Raw genomic sequence first — 23,987 nt, forward strand, 5'->3', positions numbered from 1 at the left:
TACGACGTTATAAGCTTCATCGACGTCTATGTCCCGCAATAGGTACGGTAAGGCTGCGAAGATGCTGCAGGCAATGCGCAATAATCAGCGTGCTCGGACGATTGCTCGAACGGTTTCGTGATCGCTTCCAGTAATCGCTCCATGACGCTGTAATCACCTTGATTGACGGCTGCTTCCAGCGCTTCCTCGACTCGGTGGTTGCGCGGGATAATCACCGGGTTTCTTCCCCGCATCACCTGTTGCGACTCTTCTTTGGTTATCGGCTGCCGCCCAAGTCTCGCTTGCCACTTCTCAAGCCACTCCGTAAATCCCGTAGTGTCAACCATCACGATCTCATCCGGCTTACCATCCGTTAAAGCCCGGAACGTGTTGGTATAATCCGCACGATGCATATGCATCATGGTCAACAACTCTTCAATAAGCGCATCGTCCTCCGGCTCTTCGTTAACGATTCCAAGCTTCGCTCTCATCCCCGATAGCCAATGCGAATGGAATAACGATGCGAATTCCGCGATCGCATCCTCGGCCAGATTCACGGCTTCCGATTCCGTCTCATGCAGCAGCGGCAGCAATGTTTCCGCGAACCGGGCAAGATTCCACGCCGCGATCTTCGGTTGATTGCCATAGGCATAACGCCCCTGCGAATCAATGGAGCTGAATACCGTCGAGGGATCGTAGGCATCCATGAATGCACAAGGCCCATAATCGATGGTTTCACCACTTAAAGCCATATTGTCGGTGTTCATAACGCCGTGAATAAATCCAACGAGCTGCCATTTGGCAATAAGCTCAGCCTGCTTCCTAATTACAGCTTTCAGCAGAGCGAGATATTGGTTATCCGTATCGACGGCTGCTTCCGGATAATGACGCTCGAGCGTATAATCCGCAAGCGTACATAAATCATCCAGCGTGCACCAATTGGCTGCATATTGAAACGTGCCCACACGGATATGACTTGCAGCCACGCGGGTCAGAACGGCTCCGGGCAGCTCCGTTTCACGGTATACCGGCTCACCGGTTGTGACTACAGCAAGGCTGCGAGTGGATGGAATCCCCAGCGCATGCATGGCTTCACTAATAATATATTCGCGAAGCATTGGACCAAGCGCCGCTCTGCCATCGCCTCTGCGGGAATATGGCGTTCTGCCCGGTCCCTTTAATTGAATATCAACCCGATCGCCGGCAGGGGTGATCTGTTCGCCAAGCAGTATGGCTCGACCGTCACCGAGCATAGTGAAGTGCCCGAATTGATGTCCGGCATAAGCTTGCGCCAGCGGCAAAGCGCCTTCCGGAATCTCATTGCCGCCAAACACGGCAATACTGTCATCCTCTTTCAGCGCGTCAACGTCCAATCCAAGCGACGTTGCCAGTCGCTCATTTAGAATGACCAGCTCCGGTGCATGTACCGGGCTAGGACTATGTCGCTTAAAGAACGACTCCGGCAAACGAGCATAGCTATTATCAAAATTCCATCCCACCTGCGGTGTTGCTGTATCTTTAGACATCTGTTTTCCTCCATCGTAAGTTTGCCATCTCGATTACTTAGCTTCTATGGATTGCAGAGAACGAATAGCCCGTGCAATCTGTTCTAATGCTTGCTTCAGCACTGCTCGCGGACAAGCAATATTCATCCGCATGTAACCTTCACCTTCAATTCCGAACTGGTACCCCGAGCTCAGCACTACACCAGCATCATTAGAGAACAAGTCATCTAATTCCTTACCCGACAGGTGGAGCGCACGACAATCGAGCCAGATCAGATACGTACCTTCCGCTTCGTTCACCCCGATCTCCGGGATATGCGCTTCCACATAACGAGTAAGAAACCGCGCATTCCCCTGCAAATAATGAAGCAATTGTGCCAGCCAGTCTTCTCCATACCGATAGGCACTTTCCAGCGCAACCAGACCTAGCGTGTTAGGGGAAGAGATTCCGCGAGCATTCATTTCCTGATTGAATTTTTCCCGCAGCTCCGGATTTGGAATAATGACGCTTGAAGCATGAAAGCTTAATAAATTGAATGTTTTGCTCGGCGAAATGCAAGTGAAAGAAAGATGGGCAAACTCCTCCGATAGGGAAGCGAATGGAATATGCCGGTGTCCCTCATAAATCAAGTCACAGTGGATTTCATCGGTTACGACAAGAATTTGATGCTTTCTACAAATATTCCCTAAATGAATCAGTTCCTCTCTCTCCCATACCCGACCTACCGGATTATGCGGGCTGCAGAGAATGAGCATCTTCGCATGACCATCGATTTTGGCTTCCAAATCTTCATAGTCCATCTCATATCGACCATGATGCAGCTTCAGCGGATTATAAACCACCTCACGCCCTTGCGCCTCGACCATCCTTGCAAAATTATAAACCGGAGACTGGACAATGATCTTATCCCCTGCTTCTGTAAATGTACGCATGATCAAAGATAACGCTGCAATCACATCCGGACTATGCGCGATCCACTCTTCTTTCACCGTCCATTGGTGCCTATTCTCCAGCCACAGCACGATCGACTCCAGATAGGATTCCGATCGAAACGAGTACCCGAATACGCCGTGTTCCACCCGCTCCTTCAACGCATCAATCACTTCCGGCGGCGAAGCGAAATCCATATCAGCCACCCACATGGGGATGACTTCCTGCTGCTCAGAAGACCTGCCGACAGCATCCCACTTCAAGCTGGATTTGTTCCTGCGTGGTATCGCCTGATCGAAATCATAGTTCATTAGATCGCCCTCCAATGGAATCGCGGGTACCTTCACAAAATCTTAACAATCATATGTAACCATTTACACATCAATATGTTGGGATTTGTCGCATTTCGTCAAGTCTTGTAATTATTGCACAAGGAGCTATACTTTATAAAATGATCCCAAGTGGAAATCTATTAGAAAGGAAGCGATCACTGTATGTCAAAAGCAGTACAATTTTCTCTCGTTATTCCCGGTATCTTGCTGTTCGTTCTTCTCTTCGCCATGTTCCCTGCCGTGCTTGTGCCAGACCGCTTGGACAGTTCGCTTCAGTTCCACTGGGCGAAAGGTTTCTCCAGTATTCACAGCTATGTTGATGGCCTTTGGAGCGGCTACTCCTTTCAATACTTTTCCGGCAAAACGGAACTCTCCTTCTGGGAACAGATCGGCAGCAGCTTCTCCGTTACCTTCACGTACATGATTATCGGAGCTGTTATTGGCATGACACTCGGCATTATCCTTGGCGTTTATTTTGCAGTCTCACGTGTGGTTTGGCTGAAACGCATCTTGGAGTTAACAAGTGTATTTCCGGATTTTGTCATCGTGCTCCTGCTTCAATTTCTCATTGTATTTATTGCTTCCGAGACTGGGCTGGTCATCTTCCAAGTGGCAAGCTTCTCAACCGATGATCCGGCAGTCGCACTTCCATTAATATCTACGATCATTATACCAGCCATTTATATGATCCGAAATGTCGCTTTGCATATGGGTCATACGCTGACTGAAGACTACATCAATTTTGCAAAAGCGCGCGGCCTTGGAAAAACCTACATTGTATTCTATCATGCCCTTCCGAATGTCCTTCCCTTTGTCAAAGCAGATTTACACAAGTTCATGGGCATCTTATTCGGCAATCTGTTCATCTTCGAATATTTATATAATTTGAATGGCGTAACGCTGCTTGTTTTCTCGAACGCATTCGCATACGGGGGCTACCAATATAGTCTTGTCGTGAACGGGATTTTCACGCTTCTGCTGCTCTATGCCATCATTTATGCGTTACTGAAACTTGTCGTATTCGGCTGGGAGAAGGTGTTTGTACGATGAATAAAACATTGCTGGCCGGCCTGCTCATCACTCTGATGATGATTGCAGCCTCGCTCTTCGGACAATATATTGCTCCTCATGATCTTAACGATCATTTCGAGACCGACTATGTCGTCGATGCGGATGGACACAGTACCCTATATGTGCCGCCTGCTGCCCCGAACGACAATTTTCTGTTCGGAACCGATAAAGACGGCTACGATATGATGGCCAAATTGCTTGCGGGGGCGCAATATACAATCTTCGTATCGCTCGCAGTGGCTATCGCTCGCGTATTAATTGGCGGATTGATTGGTTTGTTCCTGGGCTACCTTGGCAAACAGAAGAGTCCTGACAGCAAATCGTTTCCGATCTGGAACGTATTGAACGGGATTCCGATCTTCATCATCGTATGGATGATCATGATTGGCATTACCATGAACCCGGCGACTTCACCCTTCTATATGTCGTTAATCATTGCCGTTGTGTTAACCGTTGTAGGCATCCCTTCTGTTGCCTCGACAATGAAAGAGAAAACGATGATCGTGAGAGAACGTCAATTTGTGCTATCGGCCAAATCGATCGGTGCCAGTCACTTTACGATTATCCGTACGCATATTTTTCCGCACATGAAAGAAAGCTTCGTAATCTTATTTGTACAAGAAGTCGTACTCATTCTGGGATTGTTCGGGCAATTGGCGATCTTCAATATTTTCGTTGGCGGCACGACCCAGTATTTCGATCCGGTCCAATATGTGAGTCGGACGAATGAATGGAGCGGACTCATTGGGCAAGCCAGAAACAATTTGTTTATTTACCAATGGATTCTCTTCATTCCGCTAGCTCTCTACATCATCTATATTCTCGGCTTCCATCTCATTTCCGTAGGCCTTGAGAAGCTGTATCGCAAGAAATTCGCGAAATTCTCGCATATCTAACCAAACAAACCAAGGCTGCCTTTCCGGCAGCCTTGGTTTTCGTTATCATCGATTGGCGCTCGTTTGCAGGAATCGACCGTCTTACGGGGAACTACTACAAGTGCTCTAACACTTAAAGCCGTTAATAAAGGAAGGTACATCATGCCGATCAATCTCGTTTACTTCGTGTTCTTCTACGTCTTCTTCTACATGGCCAATGCCGTGTACGGAACATTTATTCCGCTTTACTTTCAACACGTCGGGTTCACGCAATCTCAGATTGGCACCTTGCTTGGACTCGGTCCGCTTGTTGCGATCCTCGCACAGCCGGTATGGGGGCTGTTCAGCGACCGCGCTAAGACGAAGAACAGCATTCTGCTATTCCTGATCGTGGGTACCGGTCTTACCGTACTGCTCTATCCGTTGTCCAATCATTTCGTATATTTGCTTGTCTTTATCTGTATCTTTACGTTCTTCCAATCTCCGATATTTGCGTTAACCGACGCGGTAACATTAGAGACGCTGGATAAACGTGGTAAAGGGAACTTCAGCCTTATTCGCATGGGCGGAACGTTCGGTTTTGCCATCATGTCGATCGTATTTGGGCTCATCGCGGAGAAACGAATTGACTGGCTGTTCGGCGTCTATGCGATTATCCTGGCCTGCTGTTTCTTGCTCGCATTGCGGTTCCCGAAGATAGAAGGCCATCAAGCTCGAAATCGCAAAATGCCGGTATGGGTATTATTCCGAAACCGGAAATTAATGCTGTATCTAAGCGCCAATTTTGTATTTCAAATTACGCTCGGCTACTATTATGCGTTCTTCCCGCTCTATTTCAAGGAAATGGGCGGAGACAGCGCTTGGCTTGGCTGGTCGATGGTTATCTCATCTATGAGCGAAGTGCCGTTCCTGCTGATGTCCAACCGAATATTCAAGCGTGTTCAAACCTCACATATTCTGCTCGGGGCCGGTGTAGCAGCAGCACTCCGTTGGTATCTGTTCTCGGCAATTCATGATCCAGTCTGGCTGTTGCCTACTCAAGCGCTGCATGGATTGATCTTTATCGTATTGTCCGTCACAATGGCGAATGTCATCAACAAGGAAGTGCCGAACGAACTCAAAGCAAGCGGACAAACCTTAAACGGACTACTTACGCTAGGCGTCGCCCGTATTATCGGAAGCTTGGCCGGCGGAATCGCGAGCGAAGCGGTAGGCATGCGTAAGATGTTTCTTTACAACTTCATGCTTACCTTCGTATGTATCGTTGTTTTCGCAATCGTGTTCTGGATTCAGCGAAACAAAGAAACAGCGCGTGCGCTGGGAAGCCGTACGATTTATAAGGATCAATAAATGACGAAGAACGACTACATGATTCTTCTACGGCGTCGAAGTTCATGTAGTCGTTCCAAACCCGCTCCTTGGCAAGCGTATATCCGCTGCGGGCCTAGCTCTTAGCGCAGCTGTAACAATGACATGACCTTCTTCTTCAAGTCCGGGAAGGTAAAGGGCTTCGTAATGTATCCATCCGCACCTAAAGTTATCGCTGTCTTCATGTTGTGATGGCTTTCATTGCCGGAAACCATCAGAAATTTCGTTCGCTTCGAAATATTCCCCTCTTGCCCCACTCGTCTCAGCATCGCCAAACCATCAAGATTCGGCATGTTGAAATCCAGAATACATAAATCAATGTCTTCGGTGGTCAACAGCTCATAGGCATCCAGTCCATTCGTAGCTTCCAGCACTAGTTCGGAGCAGCCCTTTACCAATTCCACGATCATTCTTCGAAGTACACGATCATCTTCCACGACCAGAATCTTCTTAGCAGCCGTCTTCCGTAAAGATGATTTGACGACTCGGTTCCTTCCTGTACGCTTCGCTTTATAGAGAGCAAAGTCGACGTGGCGCGTCCAGACGGAGATGCTGCTCTGCGGCTTCCATTGCACGACGCCAGCGGAGAACGTAATATACGTGCTCCTCATATTGTCAGCATAAATAGGATGCTCCCGAACATGCGCCAGAATGGCTTCTAGCAAAGCTACAGCCTCGGTATCCCGCGTTCCGGGCATAATGAGCATAAATTCTTCTCCGCCCCATCTGGCTACCATATCCGTTTTGCGGAGCTTGCTTACCAGAAGATTACTTACACTCTGCAGCACCATATCACCGATCTGATGGCCGAAATTATCGTTAATGGCTTTGAAATAATCAATATCCAGAATGACCATTGTAATTGGGGAAGGATAACGATTGACCCTGGCGAGCTCGAGTTGAATTTGTTTATCCATATAACGTCGATTGAAGAGACCTGTTAGCGGATCATGAAAAGCCATAAAGTGAAATTCCTGGTTTCGCTCCATTAATCTGCGAACGCGAGCGCAAAGCTCTTCATAATGGAACGGTTTAACGACATAATCATCCGCTCCCATTTGAAAACAGCGGACTTTATCCCGAATATCATCACGGCCGGATAATACGATCATGGGAATCCACCGGAACATCATGTCATCTTTAAGAAGCTCAAAGATTTCGTAGCCGCTCTTCGGATACATCATTAAGTCGAGCGTAATGAGCTGATATTGATGATTGCGCAGTAGCGCTATCGCTTCTTCTACGTTACAGGCTTCATCAACCTGATAGCCATCCAAGAAAAGTCTTCGAGCCAGGTAAGCGCGCAGGATATTGTCGTCTTCGATGATTAAGATGCGTTTACCAAGCTGCATATCAGTAGCAGCGCTTAGACATTGATTTAGAGCATCACTTTGCTTTATACCGCGTGCACAGCGGTCCATTTCCTGCTCTAGAGCAGGCAGCAGCGAATCCATCGCCCGTGAGCTTGCTTTGAATTGAAGCCGAAGGGCAGCATGAAGATTAGGCTCCTCCGCTTCCTCTTGCGTCCACTCCCAATCACCGATCATTTGTGCAGCCATACTGCCGATTTTATCGAAACCTAATATCGGGGCGCTTCCTTTAATCGAATGAACAATCCGGTATATTTGTCTGGCTTTCTCGAAGGAAATCGCGTCTTCTTCAATCTGGATCAAGTTCTTCAAGACAGACAGCCGCTCGCGCAGCTCACTCATGTACTGCTTCTGATTCTCTACTAATACTTCATCCGAACTGTTGTTTAGAAGCTCTGAGCTGGAATTAAGCACTCGAATGACACTCCTTCTTGAGAAAAGTATTAGATTTGTGTTTGGTTTGCTTACATGTGAAAAAAAGATGTATCACGGCGATACATCCTCCTTCGCTCATTCCAATCCACGTACGATTATTTCTTATTTAACAGGAGGGCTTGCTCTAAGTAGCTGGATAAAGAAGCTAATGCATTGCCGATTTCGGCATTCTGAATGCTTTCGGCATATCTCGCTGCAGGAACCATCGATAATTGCGCGGCTACTATTAGAGCGCCAGGATGTTGCTTCGCGATTCGAATGAGTCCTGAAGAAACCTCGCCGATATATTCCTTCGTCTTGCCCTGCATAATAAGCTCGAATGTGTTTGGAATCAAGCGTGATTCAGCCTGAGCGTCTATTGCCTTGCGCTCCGTATACTGACGGAACTGACTCATCGTCCCCTCGATCGTATTCGGATTGGTAAACACGAAGATGATTGGCTTGTCCTGTTTCGTAAGATCCTGGAATAACGGCTCATCGATCTTGATGATCGGAATCGGAAGTCGCTGAAGCTCATCCTGCATGATCGATGTAAAATAGGTGCATGTAATTAATATCGCATCCAAATGGCAGCCGGACATCCACTCGAGCGTATCGCGCACTTTCTTCTCCGCCAGCTGCTTGGTGAAATGGGCATCGTTCTTGATTCGATCCAGCCCGGGATCAACGAAGTGGATCAGCTCCGCGTCATAAGGTTCCAGCGCGCTTTCGATATGGGCGATATTGGAATAATGGGCATGATAGCATCCGATTTTCTTCAGTACCTTATCCTCCTGCCATTGTGAAATTCGTTACTACGGTTATGTGTCAAGTTCTTATCAGTATAAGGGGTATGGGGATATGGATTCCAATACATCTTATGATAAGAACAAAGTATTAAAAATGTTTTGGATTACATGTTTGATTTTTGTTTGTTTGCAGTCATTGTTGAACTCAAAAAAGCCGCGTTTCCGCGACTTTTTACCTTAGCGCTTATATCGATTCGTTCGGATCAGCTTCATAATACTTCTATAAATTTGCGGATTCGGATGTTTTCTGAATATATGAGGATCCGGCGATGTATTCACTTCAAGCACCCATGGATTCAGTGATTGGTCCAGGGCGACATCCAGTCCGATCATTCGAACGCCCGGAAACGAGCTCCCCATGACTTGACCTGCAACGACGCCCATCTTAGACAGCAGCTCGAGCTTATCTTGTATCTTATTCGTGTGAGGATAGAGCAGCTTCTCAGCCGTTAGAATTTGGCCGCCGCTGTGATAATTCGTTACAATTTTGTGTTTCGCCGCGACTCTGCCGATGATCCCGGAGGTGATCCATTTCTTACCGGGGGTATATTGCGCCATCACACGCAGATCGAACCTTCTACCATTATGCTTTAGTAAATGGATTCCTTTCTGTACGAGGTAGCGCCCTCTTTTCTTAGCGGATGTAATGCCTTTATATAAGGAGTCAAACTCCTTGTAGGTTTTGACGGTGTTGCCTAGCTGGTAGCGATAACCTTGATCTACTTTCTCTACGCGCATTACGCCATTACCATGCATGCCAAACTCCGGTTTGACATAGACCATGCGATACTTAAGCAATTGTCTTCTAAGCGATAGTTTCGTCATTCGAGAGGTTTCAGGTACATAACGAGCGAGAAAGGGCTGTTTACGAATGGCAACTGTTTTGGTCCATTTGCTTCCTACATATCGTGACATATTCATCCCCTTAGCTTGTAAAATGATGTATTACAACCTATTCAATAAGGATGTGGAAAGCTTGGGTGTTTCTACAGTCAGGCTCTTTCCAATAATTTAGGATAGGTATTCTTGTTCCGATTGATTACGATAGAGGGATGCTGGAGCACTCTATTACAATCGGAAAGTGAGTTTATAGATATGAAACATAGGAAGACCATCCTCTTAAGAGCGATGGTACTAAATATAGCTTTACTTTTTGGAATCTGCTGTACCTGTCTGTTTCCATTCTCATCCGCTGAGGCTGCGTCTCGTGTGCCTTACAATGATATTACGTTTAACTATGCCAGAGCATCGATTCTGAATATGACGCAGCTTGGATTTATGACCGGAACCGGCGAAGGACGTTTCGAGCCGAATAAAGCGATCACACGTGCGGAATTCATGGCTTTGATCGACCGTCTGCTTGGAATCAAGCCGGTTGTAAGTGAAATTCCTACGTTTAAAGATGTGCGGAAATCAGCCTGGTATTATCAATGGGTGCAGCCTGCCGTGCAGCTCGGAATCGCGCAAGGTAGCTCAAGCGATCTATTCGAACCGGCTCGTCCGGTGTCGCGCGAAGAAGCAGCCGTAATCATGAATCGCGCCTTAAATCAGGCGGAAAGCACAGTGATTCCAGAAGTATTTGATGATCAGGATCTGATCAGTGGATGGGCGTTGTCTGCAGTCAGTCACTTATCCCAATTAGCCGTAATAACCGGTGATCAAGGCGAATTTCGGCCGAAGGAATCGATTACAAGGCAAGAAGCAGCCGTGCTGATGAACCGCGTATGGACGCACGGGGATTGGGCTAAGCAAATTACTTCCGCGTCTGCTGCGAAGATTCAACTAGGCTGGCAATATGGTCAAACGACGCTCCAATTCGAACAGCAAGTTGCACAATCATCCGTAAATACATTATCGCCGCGCTGGTTCTTTCTTGGGAAGAATGGCGCATTTGAAGACCAAACGGATGCCAGCTTGCTTAGCTGGGCGCATGATCATGGCAAGAAGCTCTGGGCGATGGTAGGCAATCATTCCAATCAAGAAGTTACTCATACGATGCTGACGGATCTGACCCAGCGACAAGCTTTCATTCAACAATTGGCGAAACGCGTGCAGCAGTTCCACATCGATGGATTGAATATCGATTTTGAGAATATGATGCCGCAGGACCGCGACGCCTTCACTGCTTTCGTCAAAGCATTGCGTTTAGAAACAAATGCGATACTCTCAGTAAATGTCTCCCCTGATTTTGGCTACGACTGGACGGAAGTCTTTGATTATGAAGCACTTGGGCAATCGGCCGATTATGTCCTTCTCATGGGTTATGACGAGCATTGGGGCGGCGCTCCTGCGGCCGGGTCTGTGTCTTCCCTGCCTTGGCTGAAGGATGGCCTCGAAGCCTTACTGAAGAAGGTGCCGGTAAGGAAAGTTATCCTTGCATTGCCACTCTATACAAGGGTATGGAAATCCGATATCAATGGCGGAGGAGTCGTATCCGAGGACATCACACTCACTCATCAGAATAACCTTGTACTGACCAGAAATGCAGCAGTAACATGGGATGCGCGGCTTGGACAGTATGTTGCCGAATATAGGGATTTCAATAAAGGAATCGTGCTGAATCGAATCTGGCTGGAGGATGGACGTTCCCTCTCCAACAAGATCGGCTTAGGCGAATCCCATTCCATAGCCGGGTACGGATACTGGTATATGGGCGGCGAGAGCCATGATAGTTGGATTAGTGTACACAATGCACTGAAGTATCATTCGTATTCGTTCTCTTAATCTATCACCATTTTACGTTGCTTCTCATCTAATAGAGTAACGCTAGAATAGAAGTAGGTGATAATTATGGCTCGTATTAAAGCTACTCAACAGCCTGACTTAATTCTGATTAGTTGGTCGAGAAACCCTTTGGTAAGCGGATCCCCGCGTAGAATCCTTGCTTCTCGTGTCATCGGATCTGCTTATCCTTGTCGTGCCAACTTGCAAGAAGGTGCCCTGCTCATAAATGCCTTAAACTGCTTATTAGACAACGACATCGGCTTCAAGATCGTGTTTCGCAAAAGCACTTCCAGTATCAGCGGTTATTTAGTATTGCAACGCTTCAGCTAAAGATCGAACAAGCCTGCCGGACACTAGTCGGCAGGTTTGTTTGTTTTTGGCGTATTTCATATGCTTCAGGCGCAGTTCGACGTGATTTGCAGCGGAATTATGGAATAATAGAATGACTTAGGTATGCTGAAAGGGGAAGCATATGGCAAAGAGCAAAGTTCAGCAGCTAGCCGAGAACATGATTGCAGATCCAAACGCCAGACCTCGGATGGTCGAATGGTTTAATCCGAAACAGTTAATCGTCACGGGAATGAAGACGGTCCTTTCGACCATCTTCGGACTCTATTCCGACTTTCGATTAATTGAGGCATTTAACCAGAAGGATGAGCAATTGAACGACTACTCCAAGCACTTCCTGCATGATGAAGCAGGGAACTATAAAGTCGATCCAGACGGCTTCTATTTGACAGATCCTGATCGCCCTCGAGATGAAATATGGATTGATTACATCAGCGATCTGGGCGATGGGTTTGATTCCACCTATTCCATTGCTTATCATGCCACTCGCCCGGAGCTGTCGCTTGTTGATCCTGAAACAGGTAAAACGATCACGACCAAACGCGGCGATGTGCTTATCTTTGGCGGTGATCAAGTCTACCCTACCGCAAACCGCGATGAATATATGAACAGGCTAATTACGCCTTATTATCTCGCACAGGGATATACGGCTGATCCGCACCCACAGGTTTTCGCCGTACCCGGTAATCATGACTGGTACGACGGCCTGATTTCGTTCTCACGGATATTCACTTCGCGCAAATGGTTTAACGGCTGGCACGCACCGCAGCAGAAGAGTTATTTTGCCTTGAAGCTTCCTCAAGGATGGTGGCTCTTAGGAACCGATGTACAGCTGAATTCAGACATCGATGGACAGCAGGTCCGTTATTTCGAGCATATTGCGGAGCAGATGAAAGCCGGTGATCGGGTAATCCTTTGTAACGCTGAACCGTATTGGGTATCCGCTCATAAATACGGGAAGTTCGATCCCATTTATAATGAGAACAATCTGACTTTCCTTGAAAATATGCTGAACAAAAACAACGTCGACATTCAAATCTTCTTAGCCGGCGATCTTCATCATTACCGCAGATTCGAACATATCCCAGCTAAGGCTGACGGTTCAGCGGATCATAGCCGCAAAGTCCAGAAAATCACTGCCGGCGGTGGCGGCGCCTTCCTCCACCCTACCCATGATCTCAAGGATCAAGCGATCTATGCGCACAAGAATGAAGATGAGAAACCAATCGAATTCAAACGGATGAAGGACTTCCCGGATGTAGCTGCGTCTAGGCGGCTGACCTGGGGCAATCTGATGTTCGTATGGAAGAACCAGATGTTCGGGATCGTTACGGCCATTCTCTATCTGTTAGCGTGCAACTCCGTTCTTTCGGTCACCACCGCTCCCCCTGCTTCTGCGACGTACCTGGACCTTATTTCTTCCTCTCTCAGCAAGATTTCGCATACACCCAGCGCGTTTATTTGGATGTTTATCATTGTCGGGGGATTCTGGCTGTTTACGGATACGCATTCCCGTACGTACAAATGGATCGCAGGCTGTCTGCACGGTTTATGCCATGTTGCGGCTGCTTTCTTCATCGGCTGCGCGGCAGTCTATCTGGTCCGTACCCAATTTCACTTTCATTGGGGTCTTGGCGCGTTGGTGTTGACCGGCTTATTGATTGCATATGGCGGCTGGATCATAGGGTCGGTGATCATGGGGCTGTATTTGCTCCTATCTTTGAACGGTTTTGGCCGTCACAGCGGCGAAGCGTTCTCTGCGATGCAAATCGATAATTGGAAAAACTTTATCCGTATCCATATTGATAAAGGCGGCAGCTTAACCATCTTTCCGATCGGGATGGAGCGTGTTGTGAAGAAGTGGAAACGAGCTCCGCATGTGGAACATGGACCGCTGTTAGAACCTGATTTACCTCCGAACAAGCCATCAAAAGCAGAGCCGATCCTGATTGAATCGCCTATTGTCATTCCGGCTATAGATCTTAAAGCTAACTGAATAAAGGCGGCAGCGAAAACAGTTTTCCTGTTCACGCTGCCGCCATTATTGGTACTTCAACATTATTCGACTGCAGCATCCAGCTCGCAGTTTTCTAATTTCAATACCTTTGTTTTGTATTTCCATTTGTAACCGAGCCATAATACTAAGAAGAACGGAATACCGATGTACGAAGCAATTAGGAATTTCCAATCGACCTGACCATCTGAGAATGCGCTGATGCTCTGTCCTAAGATCACGATCATACACATCACGCCTGCCAGTATAGGTCCGAATGGAAACCACAACGAGCGGTATGGAAGGTCCGCGATATTCCGACCTTGCACGGTGTAGGCTTTACGGAAGCGATAATGGCTGATGGCAATACCGAGCCATGCGATAAAGCCAGACATTCCCGATGCATTCAGCAGCCAGATGTACACCTGACCATCGCCGAAGAATGAAGCAAGGAAGGCAAGCATACCGACGACGGCTGTTGCAAGCAAGGCGTAAACGGGGATTCCGTTTTTATTTAATGTGGCGAATAATTTAGGTGCTTTACCTTCCTTCGCGAGTACCCAAAGCATCCTTGTGGAGGCATACATGCCCGAGTTGCCCGCCGAAAGAACAGAACTAAGAATGACCGCATTCATGACGGATGCTGCTACGCTTAAGCCTGCTTTCTCGAATATAATCGTGAACGGACTAGCACTTACACTATCGCTTGCCAGCGATTCCGTCGTGTATGGAATCAACAGACCTACAACGAATATGGCTAAAATATAGAACAATAAGATCCGCCAAAATACGCTTCGGATCGCCCGAGGCACGTTGTCGCGCGGATTCTCGGACTCCCCTGCAGCAATCCCGACTAGCTCGGTACCTTGGAACGAGAAGCCTGCTGCCATGCAAACCCCGAGCACGGCGAGCATGCCTCCGGAGATAGGCGCATCTCCGGCAGTGAAATTACTAAAGCCGGTTGCCTTTCCACTCCAAATGCCGACAATCATGAGAAGGCCGATTCCGATAAATACGATAACCGTTACGATCTTAATCATCGCGAACCAATATTCGGATTCTCCATAACCTTTCACAGATAATAAGTTTAGTCCGACCATTAAGGCGAGGAACAAAGCGCTCCATAAGAATGAAGGGCTGTCCGGCAGCCAAAACTTGATAATGATCGTTGCTGCGGACAGCTCGGCGGCAATCGTTATCGCCCAGTTGTACCAATAATTCCACCCGAGCGCAAAGCCAAAGGATGGATCAACGAATCGGGTTGCATAGGTACTGAACGTACCAGACACCGGCATATAGGTTGCCATTTCACCAAGACTTGTGACTAAGAAATAAACCATGATGCCAATAATCAGGTAGGCAAGCAGCGCACCGCCCGGACCTGCGGAATGGATCGCTCCTCCGCTGGCTAGAAACAAGCCAGTTCCTATCGAACCGCCGAGTGAGATCATCGTCATATGACGCGATTTCAGGCCTCTGCGTAATTTGTTGTTGTTGTTTGGATTCTCGTTCACTTTCTGTACGCTCCCTCAGCTGTTTTCCTTATTTCATGGAAAAATAAGGCATAGAAACACAAAAAAGCCGCCTAACAAGGCAGCTTCCATACTCCCTCATCTCTCCTGTTCGAAGATAGCTCAACACACGTACGCGGATGCGAATCGTGTGACAGTTCCGTCCCTTTCGGAAACGGCCCCAGCTCGAACGGTCAGTAAACCGTGCGGCTTCGGCGATGGTACCTTTCCTCCGGAATCCTCAGTCTTTACTGGACTTCCTCCGGCGTACTCATTAACATCGCGACCTCTACCTCATCAAGCTGATGAGGTGTAACGTATTTTTTTATGACGACAAGTCCCTATGATAAGTAGCCTACGAGAAAAAAGCAATGGATAATCATTCCACTCCCCTGATTAGGAGCATCAAAAAGAAGCTGGATCTTTGATCTCAGCTTCTTGAAACTGCGTATTTACAAAGTCGATTAAAGCCAAATTGCAGGCAATACTTCACTCTATGATTCAATTATCCGGTAAACATGTCTTTCATCTGACCGTATGAACGCAATAATAGCTAGTATATCCTGACTTCGTATTCCCTATACCTCTTATACAAGCATTTCTTCAACTAATTTATTAATCGTGCGCAGCCGGCCTTGAAAAGCTTGATAGACGCCATCGGCTTGTTCCCGCATCGTGCGCTGTGAGCATGTATATTTGTTTATGCTAGCAGCATAATCCACCTGCTGGATCAGGGATTCCGGCAAAGCAGCCGCACCGCGAAGTGCACCAGCAAGTCCGCCTGCCAGCGCCGCAACGCTCACGCTGTCTCGACCCAAGTTAGCTCCGGCGATAACTGCATCATGCACATTTGCGTTGACCATTCTGACAATGCAAATGGCTTTGGTCACGACTTCGTTTGCGAAGCTGCTGCCGTATGGAACGCCGCAGCCGCGGTAGCTCTTATCGAAGGCTTCGCGTAGCTCACGGAAATCCCGGCAACCAGCTGTCAGCTTTAAACCGGATTCGAGCTCGTCAATCACGTTGTCTCTTAAGTAACCATACTTGTAGCCATCGATCTTGGCACCAACGTCGGAATAGTCGCAGTTGCTGAACAAATCTTCAATTACGCTGTCGATCGTCGCGCCTGGTTTCGTAGCGGATGCAATCGCGGCAGCGGTTACGCCGGACCACTTCACGCCATAGCTTCTGGATGCATAATACAGCTGACCGAGCTCGAAGGCATCGCGAATCGCATTCTTTACATCGCCTGCATTGATTAATCCAACCGGATGGCAATAGCCGGCGAAGCTATTAAGTCCTGCATAATCGCAATATTTGCCCAGATCTCTTGCCGGAATCCCGCTGCCGGCAACCGCCAGCAAGCCGACGTCGAAAGGCTCCATCATCTTCTCTGCCGATTTCATTGTCATATCGGACACCCAGATCGCACGGACATCCTCAGCCGTTACCCGATCCTGACGCTCTGAAATGGCCGTGATGAGCAGCTTCTGCCTCTCGATTCCGCTTCCGGTTGTCCCGGCTTCGCGAAACCAAACGTTCTCATAAGGCTTAAGCTGATCAAGAACGCCGAACTCTGCTTCACTATCCTGCCACGATAGCCCTTGAGCGGGAGCGCCGAGTGCTGCCCCAACATGCGCCCCTGCGATACATCCGTAAAATTTATCTTTTAAACTGACTAGTTCACTCATCTCGCTCGCTCCTCTTTGTTTATCTGATCTGGTCTTCATTCCTTAATCTCTAGCAATCATCTACAATGCGCCCATCAGCTCGGCATAAGCCTTCAGCTTATGCAATCGGGAACGGTACGCTTGGTACAAACCATCCGCATGTTCTTTGATCGTGCGCTGGGAGTTTGTAACGACATGCAAGGTTGTTGCATAATCCGTTTGCTTGATCCAAGACTCCGGAATCGTAGTCGTGCCGGTTAACGCACCGGATATCCCCGCTGCGACCGCTGTAACGCAGTCGGTATCGCGTCCCATATTGACAGCGGCAACCATCGCTTCTTTTACATTTCCTTTTGCCCTGTTGAAGATACAGACCGCTTTCGTCACCACTTCATTCGCATAGCTAACCTCATATGGGATGCCTCGAATGTTGTATGACTCAAAAAGCGTCTTCCTAAATTCACGGTAGTCCTCGATATTCGATGTCCGTTTCAGCTCACGCTCTAGCTCTCTAACAACCACATCCGGATCACAGTGATCGAATATTGCGCCTAGTACGCTGTCAACCGTAGCCCCTGCTTTCGTTCCGGAAGCGATCGCAACCGCAGTAACTGTTGCCCATTTCAGGCCGCGCCCGTTCGTCGTTTGATAGAGCTGGCCTACTTCATTCACATCATTAATGGCATTAGGAATATCGCCTGCATTGATAAGTCCGATGGGGTGACAAGAACGTGAGAAGCTGTTTAAACCGGCATAATCGCAATATTTTCCGATGTCACGGGCTGGAATGCCGCTCTTAGCCATGGCGAGAAGCACGGCCTCGAAAGGCTCTGAGATCATCCCCGCCGATTCCGGTTTGATTTTGGAAATCCACATATTACGGACATCCTCGGCGGTAACGCGGTCCTGCTTCTCCATGATCGCTGAAATCATCAGCTTCTGGCGTTCTACGCCATCCTCGGTAGTCCCTGCTTCGCGAACCCAGCCGTTATGAAAATGCTCATAGGGCAGCAGATCTTCAAGGATGCCATACTGGGCATCGATCCGATCAAAGTCCCAGCCTTCTACCGGGGCTCCCATTGCCGAACCGATATGAACACCGGCGATGCATCCGTAAAATTTGTCAAATAAAGAAACTTGCTCACTCATGACTTGTTCTCTCCCCGAATTCATAGTGTGTTCTGCAGCTAATTGGCATTTCATGGTTTTATTGTAATGAAGGGTTATGTCCGTTTATATAAACAGTTCTCAACCGGCCACGCCCAATTATCGTACAAGATGTACAGAAATCTAACGTTCGCTCCTTTGATATATGAACATTTCGAAATCCGGATCGCTCGCCTATACTGAACTCGAAGCTTATAAACTACCGAATAGGAATTGAAAGAGGTGCGTCAAATGAGCAGTTGGGCAAATTATCAGCTCGATCACGCAGCGATGCTGCAGCGGCTTAACCATCCGACAGGCAAAGTGAGAATGATCCTGGATACGGATGCATTCAATGAAGTGGACGATCAATTTGCGCTTGCATACGCGCTGCTATCCCCAGATAAGATCGAATTGCTGGCGGTAACGGCGGCTCCGTTCTTCAATTGGAATTCAACGAGTCCGGGAGAAGGCATGGAGAAAAGCTACAATGAAATCTTCAACATCTACAAGCTGATGGACCTACAGTCACCTCCTCCTGTTCACAGAGGATCCGCGCAATTCATGAGCAGCCGAGAAGAGCCGGTGCCCAGTGAGGCTGTAGATAAAATCATTGCATTAGCGCTAGAGGCTGATCAAGATGATCCGCTCTATGTCGTCGCAATAGGCGCGATTACGAATGTAGCTTCGGCTATCGTCAAATGCCCCGAGATCATTCGGAAAATTGTCGTTGTCTGGCTTGGCCCAAACTCCCACTGGTGGCCAACGCAAGATATATTCAACGTTTCGCAAGACTATCACGCTTCCAGCATTATCTATGACAGCGGTGTTCCGCTAGTTGTACTGCCCTGTCATAGTGTTGCCTCTCATCTGTTAACGTCCACTTACGAAATCGATGCCTGTTTGCGCGACCGCAATAAGCTAGGTACCTATTTCAGCGATCTGTTCCATGGCAGGTTTGAGCGTTTTGGCCGCAACCGCCCTGGTTGGTCGAAAGTTCTCTGGGATGTCTCGGCTATTGCATGGCTGCTGAATGAGGAATGGGTGCCTTCTGTCGTGCGTAGAACGCCGATTCTTAATCCTAATTTCACGTATTCCACCGATGATGCCAGACACTTCTACAAAGAAGCGATCGACATCGACCGAAGCCTCGTCTATATCGATATGTTTAACAAACTGGCCAACCATTCCTAGTACATGCTATTGGGTACGGCTGATCGTGAGCGAAACTAGCATGCTATCAGTGCTGCTCGTATCAGCCGTTGCCTATTTAGATTTCGTTCAACCTGAATGCGCGAGACTGTTTTCTCGGAATTGTCCAGGCGTTATGCCCACACTGCGTTTGAAAGCGCGAATGAAGCTATGTACATTCGTGTAGCCGACCTCGCTGCTGATTTCGCATACCGTCTGAAGGTCGAGAGCCAGCAGATGTTTAGAATGCTCGATTCTCTTCTGAGTCAGTAGATTATAGAACGTATTCCCCGTGTACTGCTTAAGCAGCCGATTCAGATATGTCGAGGAACAATGCATAATATCCGTCACTTGCTCTAATCCGAAATCTTCATGAAAATGCTCATCGATGTAAGACAGTGCCTCTTCCACCTTGCGCTGATTCCGATCCTTGCTATGCCAATAATTAAAGTCTGTTGGCTGCTTCGCTTCTTTAAGTGCACTCGTTATGGATTGATAGATGAAGTTGTAAAGTTCCTCCACTTCCACTCTGTAGGTTTGATCCTGGGAAGAGAGTTTACTTGCTTCTTGTAGTAGTTTAGGATTCATGATCTGAATGTAAGGTGACTTTATAGCTGGTGCAGGTGAAGGGGATAATTTCAGTACGCTTTGCATGAACAGACCTCCCGCTTGTTATTCAGGTAATTTAATCGCTGCTTCACGTTCAAGAATGGCTAATTTCTCAACTCTTCTGCGGAAATGCTCTTCCGTGCTGAACGTCGCGGATACATAGGAGGAGATCAGGTCTTTAACGAGCCATTCGCCTACAATCTGGGCACCTACGCACATCACATTAACGTCATCATGCTCGACACTTTGGTGCGCGGAATGATAATCATGACATACGGCAGCGCGTATACCCGGAATCTTATTCGCGGCAATGCTCGCGCCAACGCCAGTTCCGCATACCATTATGCCTCGCTCCGCTTCGCCCTTAAGTACGGAATGACAGACCAAGCGAGCAATATCGGGAAAATCAACGGCATCGGCGCTGTAACAGCCGTGATCAACCACTTCGCAGCCAATGGATGACAGATGTGCGGCTACCGCGGACTTCAGATGGAAACCGGCATGGTCGCAACCTAATGAAATCTTCATTTTGCACGCTCCCTTTGTTCACTCAACGAGTGATTCGGTATAATGTTAACGTTGCCATAATTGTTTAGCCTTGATTTGGCCGTAATAGATGCCAGCGTTTCTCGAAATTTAATCCTTATTTTCTTGATTATTGATCTTATAATTGGCAACGTTGCCAATTTGGTTGAAATAAAAAACTCACACTGCCTCCGCTAGTTGTTTTAGCGATCACGAAGGGATTGTAAGCCTTTTCGAGCCAATATTATCCTACAATGCAGAGCACTGTCAATACTATAAATTGACTTAACACTTTCAGCTAGCATTTTTGTGCGCAACCATTTACAATCCTTATAGAATGGCATCGTTAACATTTCATGGGACTAGCTAGGAGGAACGTAATATCAAGAAGCCAACCATACTTGACGTCGCTGAGCAAGCTAAAGTGACGCCCTCCACCGTTTCCAGAGTTATGAACGGTTCAAGCCTCGTCAAGCCGAACACTAGGCAGCGAGTTCTTGATGCCGTTAAGAATTTAGGTTATATCCCTAGCAAAACCGCGCGTATGTTCAAATCCGGCAAGAGCGGCATACTCGGACTTGTTGTTAGCGCGCAGCATATTAGTGAATTGATCTTTAATGCAGGCTTCCAAGCCTTATTCAAGGCGTTAACCGAAAAAGCGCACACCGAAGGCTATAATATTCTGATTATTACTTCAAGCAATCCCGATTCCGAGTCTTTCTTTAATGTCATTAAGAGTCAGGTGGCGGACGGCTTTATTATATTAAGCCCTTCTAACAATGAGTCTCTGGCCACTATGCTTGAGGACGCCGGCATTCCTTATGTATTCAACATGAAATATTCGAATAATCCCGAGGATATTTACTATACATCTTCCGACGATCTTGAAGCCGGCTATATGGCAGCCAAATATCTGCTTGATTTGAATCACAAAGACATTCGCTTTATAGTCGGCAGCATCAAAGGCATTGTCATTTCTTTCAATAATGAGAGAATTAATGGCGTTAAGAAAGCCTATGACGAGTACGGGATCCCATTCTTGGATGACTATATCGTCCGCATTCCCGGTCAAATGGAGGAAAGCTACAATGCGATTCATCAGCTCCTCCAATCCCAGAAGCCTACAGCGCTGATGATTTCGAACGAGGTTACGACGGTGGCGGCGCTTAACTATTTCTTCGACTATGGCTATCGCGTGCCGCAGGACATCTCCGTGATCGGCTTTGGTCCTTCCGATCTGTATCGGAGTCTTCGGCCAAACTTAACGAGTGTCAGCTTTGATATTTCCCATTCCAGCGGCAAGATTGTCGACATGCTGCTGCAGCGGATCGAAGGTATCCCGATTAAACTTGAACCTCCCAAGAAACCTGAGCTTATTATCAGGGACAGTACCGCGCGACGCATTGAATAGGTAAAAAGGTGGCGCAGAAGCTCAATTCTGCGCCACCTTTTCATTTAGCCTCTAATGCTTTCCTGAGCCGGGCGATAGATGTGCGGATTTTGGCGGCGGCACTCTTCCATGACAACCAGCTGCTGTCTGACCTGCTGCGGAGTAATCGCTAACTCGTCGCCATTAACAAGCGTTCCGTACAGCATGAGATATAATTGCTCCGTCATGTAATCGTATTCGCCTTGACCTTCCGCCAATTGAAGCTCCCAATTCTCTTTATACCAGTTGAGCGTTTCGCGGCAATAGCTCGGCATGCCGTTCTTGTCCACGAGCGGTTCCGTAGTTAATTGCTGAACGGGTGCTTCCTCCGGTTTAAAGTAGCTCCATTCCAATCGGTCATTATTACCGCGCAATCCCCCATTTGTCCCCTGAATGACGAATGACTCCCCCGGGAAAACGCTGCACGAGGAGACTTCCAAATCGATGGTAGGGCGCCCTTGTCCGCGAAGCAGGATTTTCACATAATCCTCTGCATCCCCGTACGTATTGGCTTGATCCATGATGCAAGTGACTTCCGGTATCCGATCCGATCCGAACAGCTGCAGCGCCTGATCCACGGTATGTGAACCCAAATTCAGCAAGCTGCCGCCATTGTTGCTTTGCAATGTCTGCCAATCCCATCTGCGAGCGAACCGGCTGCTGGTGAAATCGACTTGCACGATGCGCCCCAATACACCGCTTTCGATCACTTCACGAATACGCACATAAGCGGGCATGTAGCGGGACTGTTGGAATACAGCTAGTCGTTTACCGGATCGTTTGGAAGCTTCGATTAGTTGATCCACTTCTTCTGAAGTTCTGGCCAGCGGCTTCTCGCACAAAACATGAAAGCCGCGGTTTAACAGCTCCAAGGAGATCGGCACATGCTGATGGCTTGGCGAAGCATTGACGACAAGATCAAGCTGCTCATTCTCCACCATTTCCTGCCATGTCGCATATGCATTGCAATTGAACTCTTGGCGCGCCAGCTGCTGACGCTCCGGCATGGAATCCGCCACCGCGGCGATTTTGAAATACTGAGGCAGCTTAGCTAATAATTGCCCGTGAATATCGCGTCCGCTTCGGCCTTGCCCAATAATTCCGACATTTACGATCGTTTGTTCCATGCTAACAATCCCCTTTTCCCAATTTAGATGGTTGAGTTAGTCGAACACGACATGGTTGCCTGTCGCTGAGCTTTCATAGATCGCCTCGATGAGCGCTACGGCTTGTTTGCCGTCCTCGCCCTTCACATGCGGCTCCCTTCCGGTTTCGATCGCATGTATAACATCTTGCAGCTGCATCTGATGGAAAATATGGCTTATGCTTCTCGGATCGGAAACACCGCCGTACGCCGCCGACTGTAGCTCGAAATTCGGCTGATCGCTGAATCCGGGTACCGACCAATGTACGATCTGCGAACCCTCTAGCTTTATCGTTCCTTCCGAACCATAGAAACGAGCGGCAGCGGGAAACCCGGGATTGATGCTGGTTGAAGCCATGATCGTACCCATCGCTCCGTTCTTGAACTGCACAATGCCCAGGCCAATATCTTCCGCTTCCATCACATGAGTTTGCGTTGCAACCCGGCCGAATACGGTGTGGACTTCTCCGGCAAACCATAGAAGCAGGTCGATCGAGTGAATCGCTTGATTCATCAATGCGCCGCCGTCCTCCGCAATCGTGCCGCGCCACCCGGCACTATCGTAATACTGCTGCGTCCGATAAAACGGCACTTCAACCTCCACAAGCAGCAGCCTGCCTAATCGCCCCTCATCCAACACGCGCTTCACTTCTAGGTGCTGCGGTTCGAACCTGCGCTGCGAAATCACAGACAGCGTCCGCCCTCGCTCCTGTGCCATTCGGATTAGTTCGGACGCTTCCGACACGCGCATGGCCATTGGCTTCTCGATTACCACATGCTTGCCTGCGGCTAGGGCATCTTTTCCAATTTGATAATGACTCCCGCTTGAGGTTGTGACACATGCGATATCCACATCATCGCGTCTTAGAAGCTCGTGATAATCCGTTGTCCAGTCGCACCCTTCACGGACTGATATCGCTTGCGCCTTCTCGGCATTTCGGCTGGAAACAACCGTTACCTCGGCGCCGATCAGCCCACGAATAGCTTCCACATGATAGTCAGCAATGGTTCCGCAACCGATCACGCCGAATCGCCAGGTCATC

19 protein-coding genes and 1 riboswitch are annotated in these 23,987 nt (G+C 48.1%); of the genes, 7 read left to right on the forward strand and 12 right to left on the reverse strand.

All coding sequences use genetic code 11. The features are described from left to right. Nucleotides 1–26 precede the first annotated feature (26 nt). Both AC6ESO_RS21080 and AC6ESO_RS21085 read right to left on the reverse strand, forming a co-directional pair. Nucleotides 27–1,505 (reverse strand): protein adenylyltransferase SelO, encoded by a 1,479-nt coding sequence (locus tag AC6ESO_RS21080; RefSeq protein ID WP_497093102.1) that lies wholly within the window; start codon nt 1,503–1,505, stop codon nt 27–29. Between the two features lie 33 nt (nt 1,506–1,538). Then, nucleotides 1,539–2,726 carry a MalY/PatB family protein gene (locus AC6ESO_RS21085; protein ID WP_497093103.1) on the reverse strand — a complete coding sequence of 396 codons (1,188 nt, stop codon included), beginning with the start codon at nt 2,724–2,726 and terminating at the stop codon, nt 1,539–1,541. A 183-nt stretch (nt 2,727–2,909) separates the two neighbouring features. On the opposite strand from AC6ESO_RS21085, the gene AC6ESO_RS21090 reads away from it, so the two are divergent. The 3 genes from AC6ESO_RS21090 to AC6ESO_RS21100 all read left to right on the forward strand — a co-directional run bounded on the left by AC6ESO_RS21090 (nt 2,910) and on the right by AC6ESO_RS21100 (nt 6,043). Then, nucleotides 2,910–3,797 (forward strand): ABC transporter permease subunit, encoded by an 888-nt coding sequence (locus AC6ESO_RS21090; protein WP_494819780.1) that lies wholly within the window; start codon nt 2,910–2,912, stop codon nt 3,795–3,797. Next, nucleotides 3,794–4,714: an ABC transporter permease gene (locus AC6ESO_RS21095; protein WP_497093104.1), complete on the forward strand. Its 921-nt coding sequence runs from the start codon at nt 3,794–3,796 to the stop codon at nt 4,712–4,714. Before AC6ESO_RS21090 ends, AC6ESO_RS21095 begins: the two co-directional genes overlap by 4 nt. 141 nt (nt 4,715–4,855) lie before the next feature. After that, nucleotides 4,856–6,043 carry an MFS transporter gene (locus AC6ESO_RS21100; protein WP_497093105.1) on the forward strand — a complete coding sequence of 396 codons (1,188 nt, stop codon included), beginning with the start codon at nt 4,856–4,858 and terminating at the stop codon, nt 6,041–6,043. A gap of 101 nt (nt 6,044–6,144) precedes the next feature. On the opposite strand, the gene AC6ESO_RS21105 is transcribed toward AC6ESO_RS21100, so the two are convergent. From AC6ESO_RS21105 to AC6ESO_RS21115, 3 genes are all read right to left on the reverse strand, one after another. Then, nucleotides 6,145–7,845 (reverse strand): diguanylate cyclase, encoded by a 1,701-nt coding sequence (locus AC6ESO_RS21105; RefSeq protein ID WP_497093106.1) that lies wholly within the window; start codon nt 7,843–7,845, stop codon nt 6,145–6,147. Between the two features lie 116 nt (nt 7,846–7,961). Beyond that, nucleotides 7,962–8,468, reverse strand: coding sequence for a hypothetical protein (locus AC6ESO_RS21110; protein WP_497093107.1), 507 nt, complete (start codon nt 8,466–8,468; stop codon nt 7,962–7,964). 363 nt (nt 8,469–8,831) lie between these two features. Beyond that, nucleotides 8,832–9,569 carry a YheC/YheD family protein gene (locus AC6ESO_RS21115; protein WP_497093108.1) on the reverse strand — a complete coding sequence of 246 codons (738 nt, stop codon included), beginning with the start codon at nt 9,567–9,569 and terminating at the stop codon, nt 8,832–8,834. A 294-nt stretch (nt 9,570–9,863) separates the two neighbouring features. On the opposite strand from AC6ESO_RS21115, the gene AC6ESO_RS21120 reads away from it, so the two are divergent. Together AC6ESO_RS21120 and AC6ESO_RS21125 are read left to right on the forward strand one after the other, a co-directional pair. Beyond that, nucleotides 9,864–11,378 (forward strand): S-layer homology domain-containing protein, encoded by a 1,515-nt coding sequence (locus tag AC6ESO_RS21120; RefSeq protein ID WP_497093109.1) that lies wholly within the window; start codon nt 9,864–9,866, stop codon nt 11,376–11,378. A 472-nt stretch (nt 11,379–11,850) separates the two neighbouring features. Next, complete coding sequence (locus AC6ESO_RS21125; RefSeq protein WP_497093110.1) at nt 11,851–13,722, forward strand: metallophosphoesterase; 1,872 nt, start codon at nt 11,851–11,853, stop codon at nt 13,720–13,722. A gap of 62 nt (nt 13,723–13,784) precedes the next feature. On the opposite strand, the gene AC6ESO_RS21130 is transcribed toward AC6ESO_RS21125, so the two are convergent. The 3 genes from AC6ESO_RS21130 to AC6ESO_RS21140 all read right to left on the reverse strand — a co-directional run bounded on the left by AC6ESO_RS21130 (nt 13,785) and on the right by AC6ESO_RS21140 (nt 18,049). After that, the gene (locus tag AC6ESO_RS21130) at nt 13,785–15,176 is read right to left on the reverse strand and encodes an amino acid permease (protein ID WP_497093349.1); all 1,392 of its coding nucleotides are present in this window, start codon (nt 15,174–15,176) and stop codon (nt 13,785–13,787) included. A 165-nt stretch (nt 15,177–15,341) separates the two neighbouring features. Further along, a riboswitch (Lysine riboswitch) is annotated at nt 15,342–15,530 on the reverse strand. 287 nt (nt 15,531–15,817) lie between these two features. Further along, nucleotides 15,818–16,921, reverse strand: a complete 1,104-nt coding sequence (locus AC6ESO_RS21135; protein ID WP_497093111.1) for an ADP-ribosylglycohydrolase family protein — start codon at nt 16,919–16,921, stop codon at nt 15,818–15,820. Between the two features lie 60 nt (nt 16,922–16,981). Beyond that, a complete protein-coding gene (locus AC6ESO_RS21140) occupies nt 16,982–18,049 on the reverse strand; it encodes an ADP-ribosylglycohydrolase family protein (RefSeq protein WP_497093112.1) in 1,068 nt (355 codons plus the stop codon). Between the two features lie 249 nt (nt 18,050–18,298). Here AC6ESO_RS21140 and AC6ESO_RS21145 point away from each other — a divergent pair, with 249 nt between their 5' ends. Beyond that, nucleotides 18,299–19,240: a nucleoside hydrolase gene (locus AC6ESO_RS21145; RefSeq protein ID WP_497093113.1), complete on the forward strand. Its 942-nt coding sequence runs from the start codon at nt 18,299–18,301 to the stop codon at nt 19,238–19,240. Between the two features lie 87 nt (nt 19,241–19,327). Here AC6ESO_RS21145 and AC6ESO_RS21150 read toward each other — a convergent pair whose 3' ends face one another. Both AC6ESO_RS21150 and rpiB read right to left on the reverse strand, forming a co-directional pair. Continuing rightward, nucleotides 19,328–19,891: a helix-turn-helix domain-containing protein gene (locus tag AC6ESO_RS21150; protein WP_497093114.1), complete on the reverse strand. Its 564-nt coding sequence runs from the start codon at nt 19,889–19,891 to the stop codon at nt 19,328–19,330. Nucleotides 19,892–19,909: 18 nt separating this feature from the next. Continuing rightward, nucleotides 19,910–20,374, reverse strand: coding sequence for a ribose 5-phosphate isomerase B (gene rpiB / locus AC6ESO_RS21155; protein ID WP_497093115.1), 465 nt, complete (start codon nt 20,372–20,374; stop codon nt 19,910–19,912). 394 nt (nt 20,375–20,768) lie between these two features. Between rpiB and AC6ESO_RS21160 the strand changes: the two genes are divergently transcribed. Further along, nucleotides 20,769–21,782 (forward strand): LacI family DNA-binding transcriptional regulator, encoded by a 1,014-nt coding sequence (locus tag AC6ESO_RS21160; RefSeq protein ID WP_497093350.1) that lies wholly within the window; start codon nt 20,769–20,771, stop codon nt 21,780–21,782. Between the two features lie 44 nt (nt 21,783–21,826). On the opposite strand, the gene AC6ESO_RS21165 is transcribed toward AC6ESO_RS21160, so the two are convergent. Together AC6ESO_RS21165 and AC6ESO_RS21170 are read right to left on the reverse strand one after the other, a co-directional pair. Beyond that, a complete protein-coding gene (locus AC6ESO_RS21165) occupies nt 21,827–22,927 on the reverse strand; it encodes a Gfo/Idh/MocA family protein (protein ID WP_497093116.1) in 1,101 nt (366 codons plus the stop codon). A gap of 36 nt (nt 22,928–22,963) precedes the next feature. Then, entirely contained in the window at nt 22,964–23,986 is a 1,023-nt protein-coding gene (locus AC6ESO_RS21170) for a Gfo/Idh/MocA family protein (protein WP_497093117.1), read from the reverse strand. Nucleotide 23,987 lies beyond the last annotated feature (1 nt).

This window comes from Paenibacillus rhizoryzae, assembly GCF_059686995.1.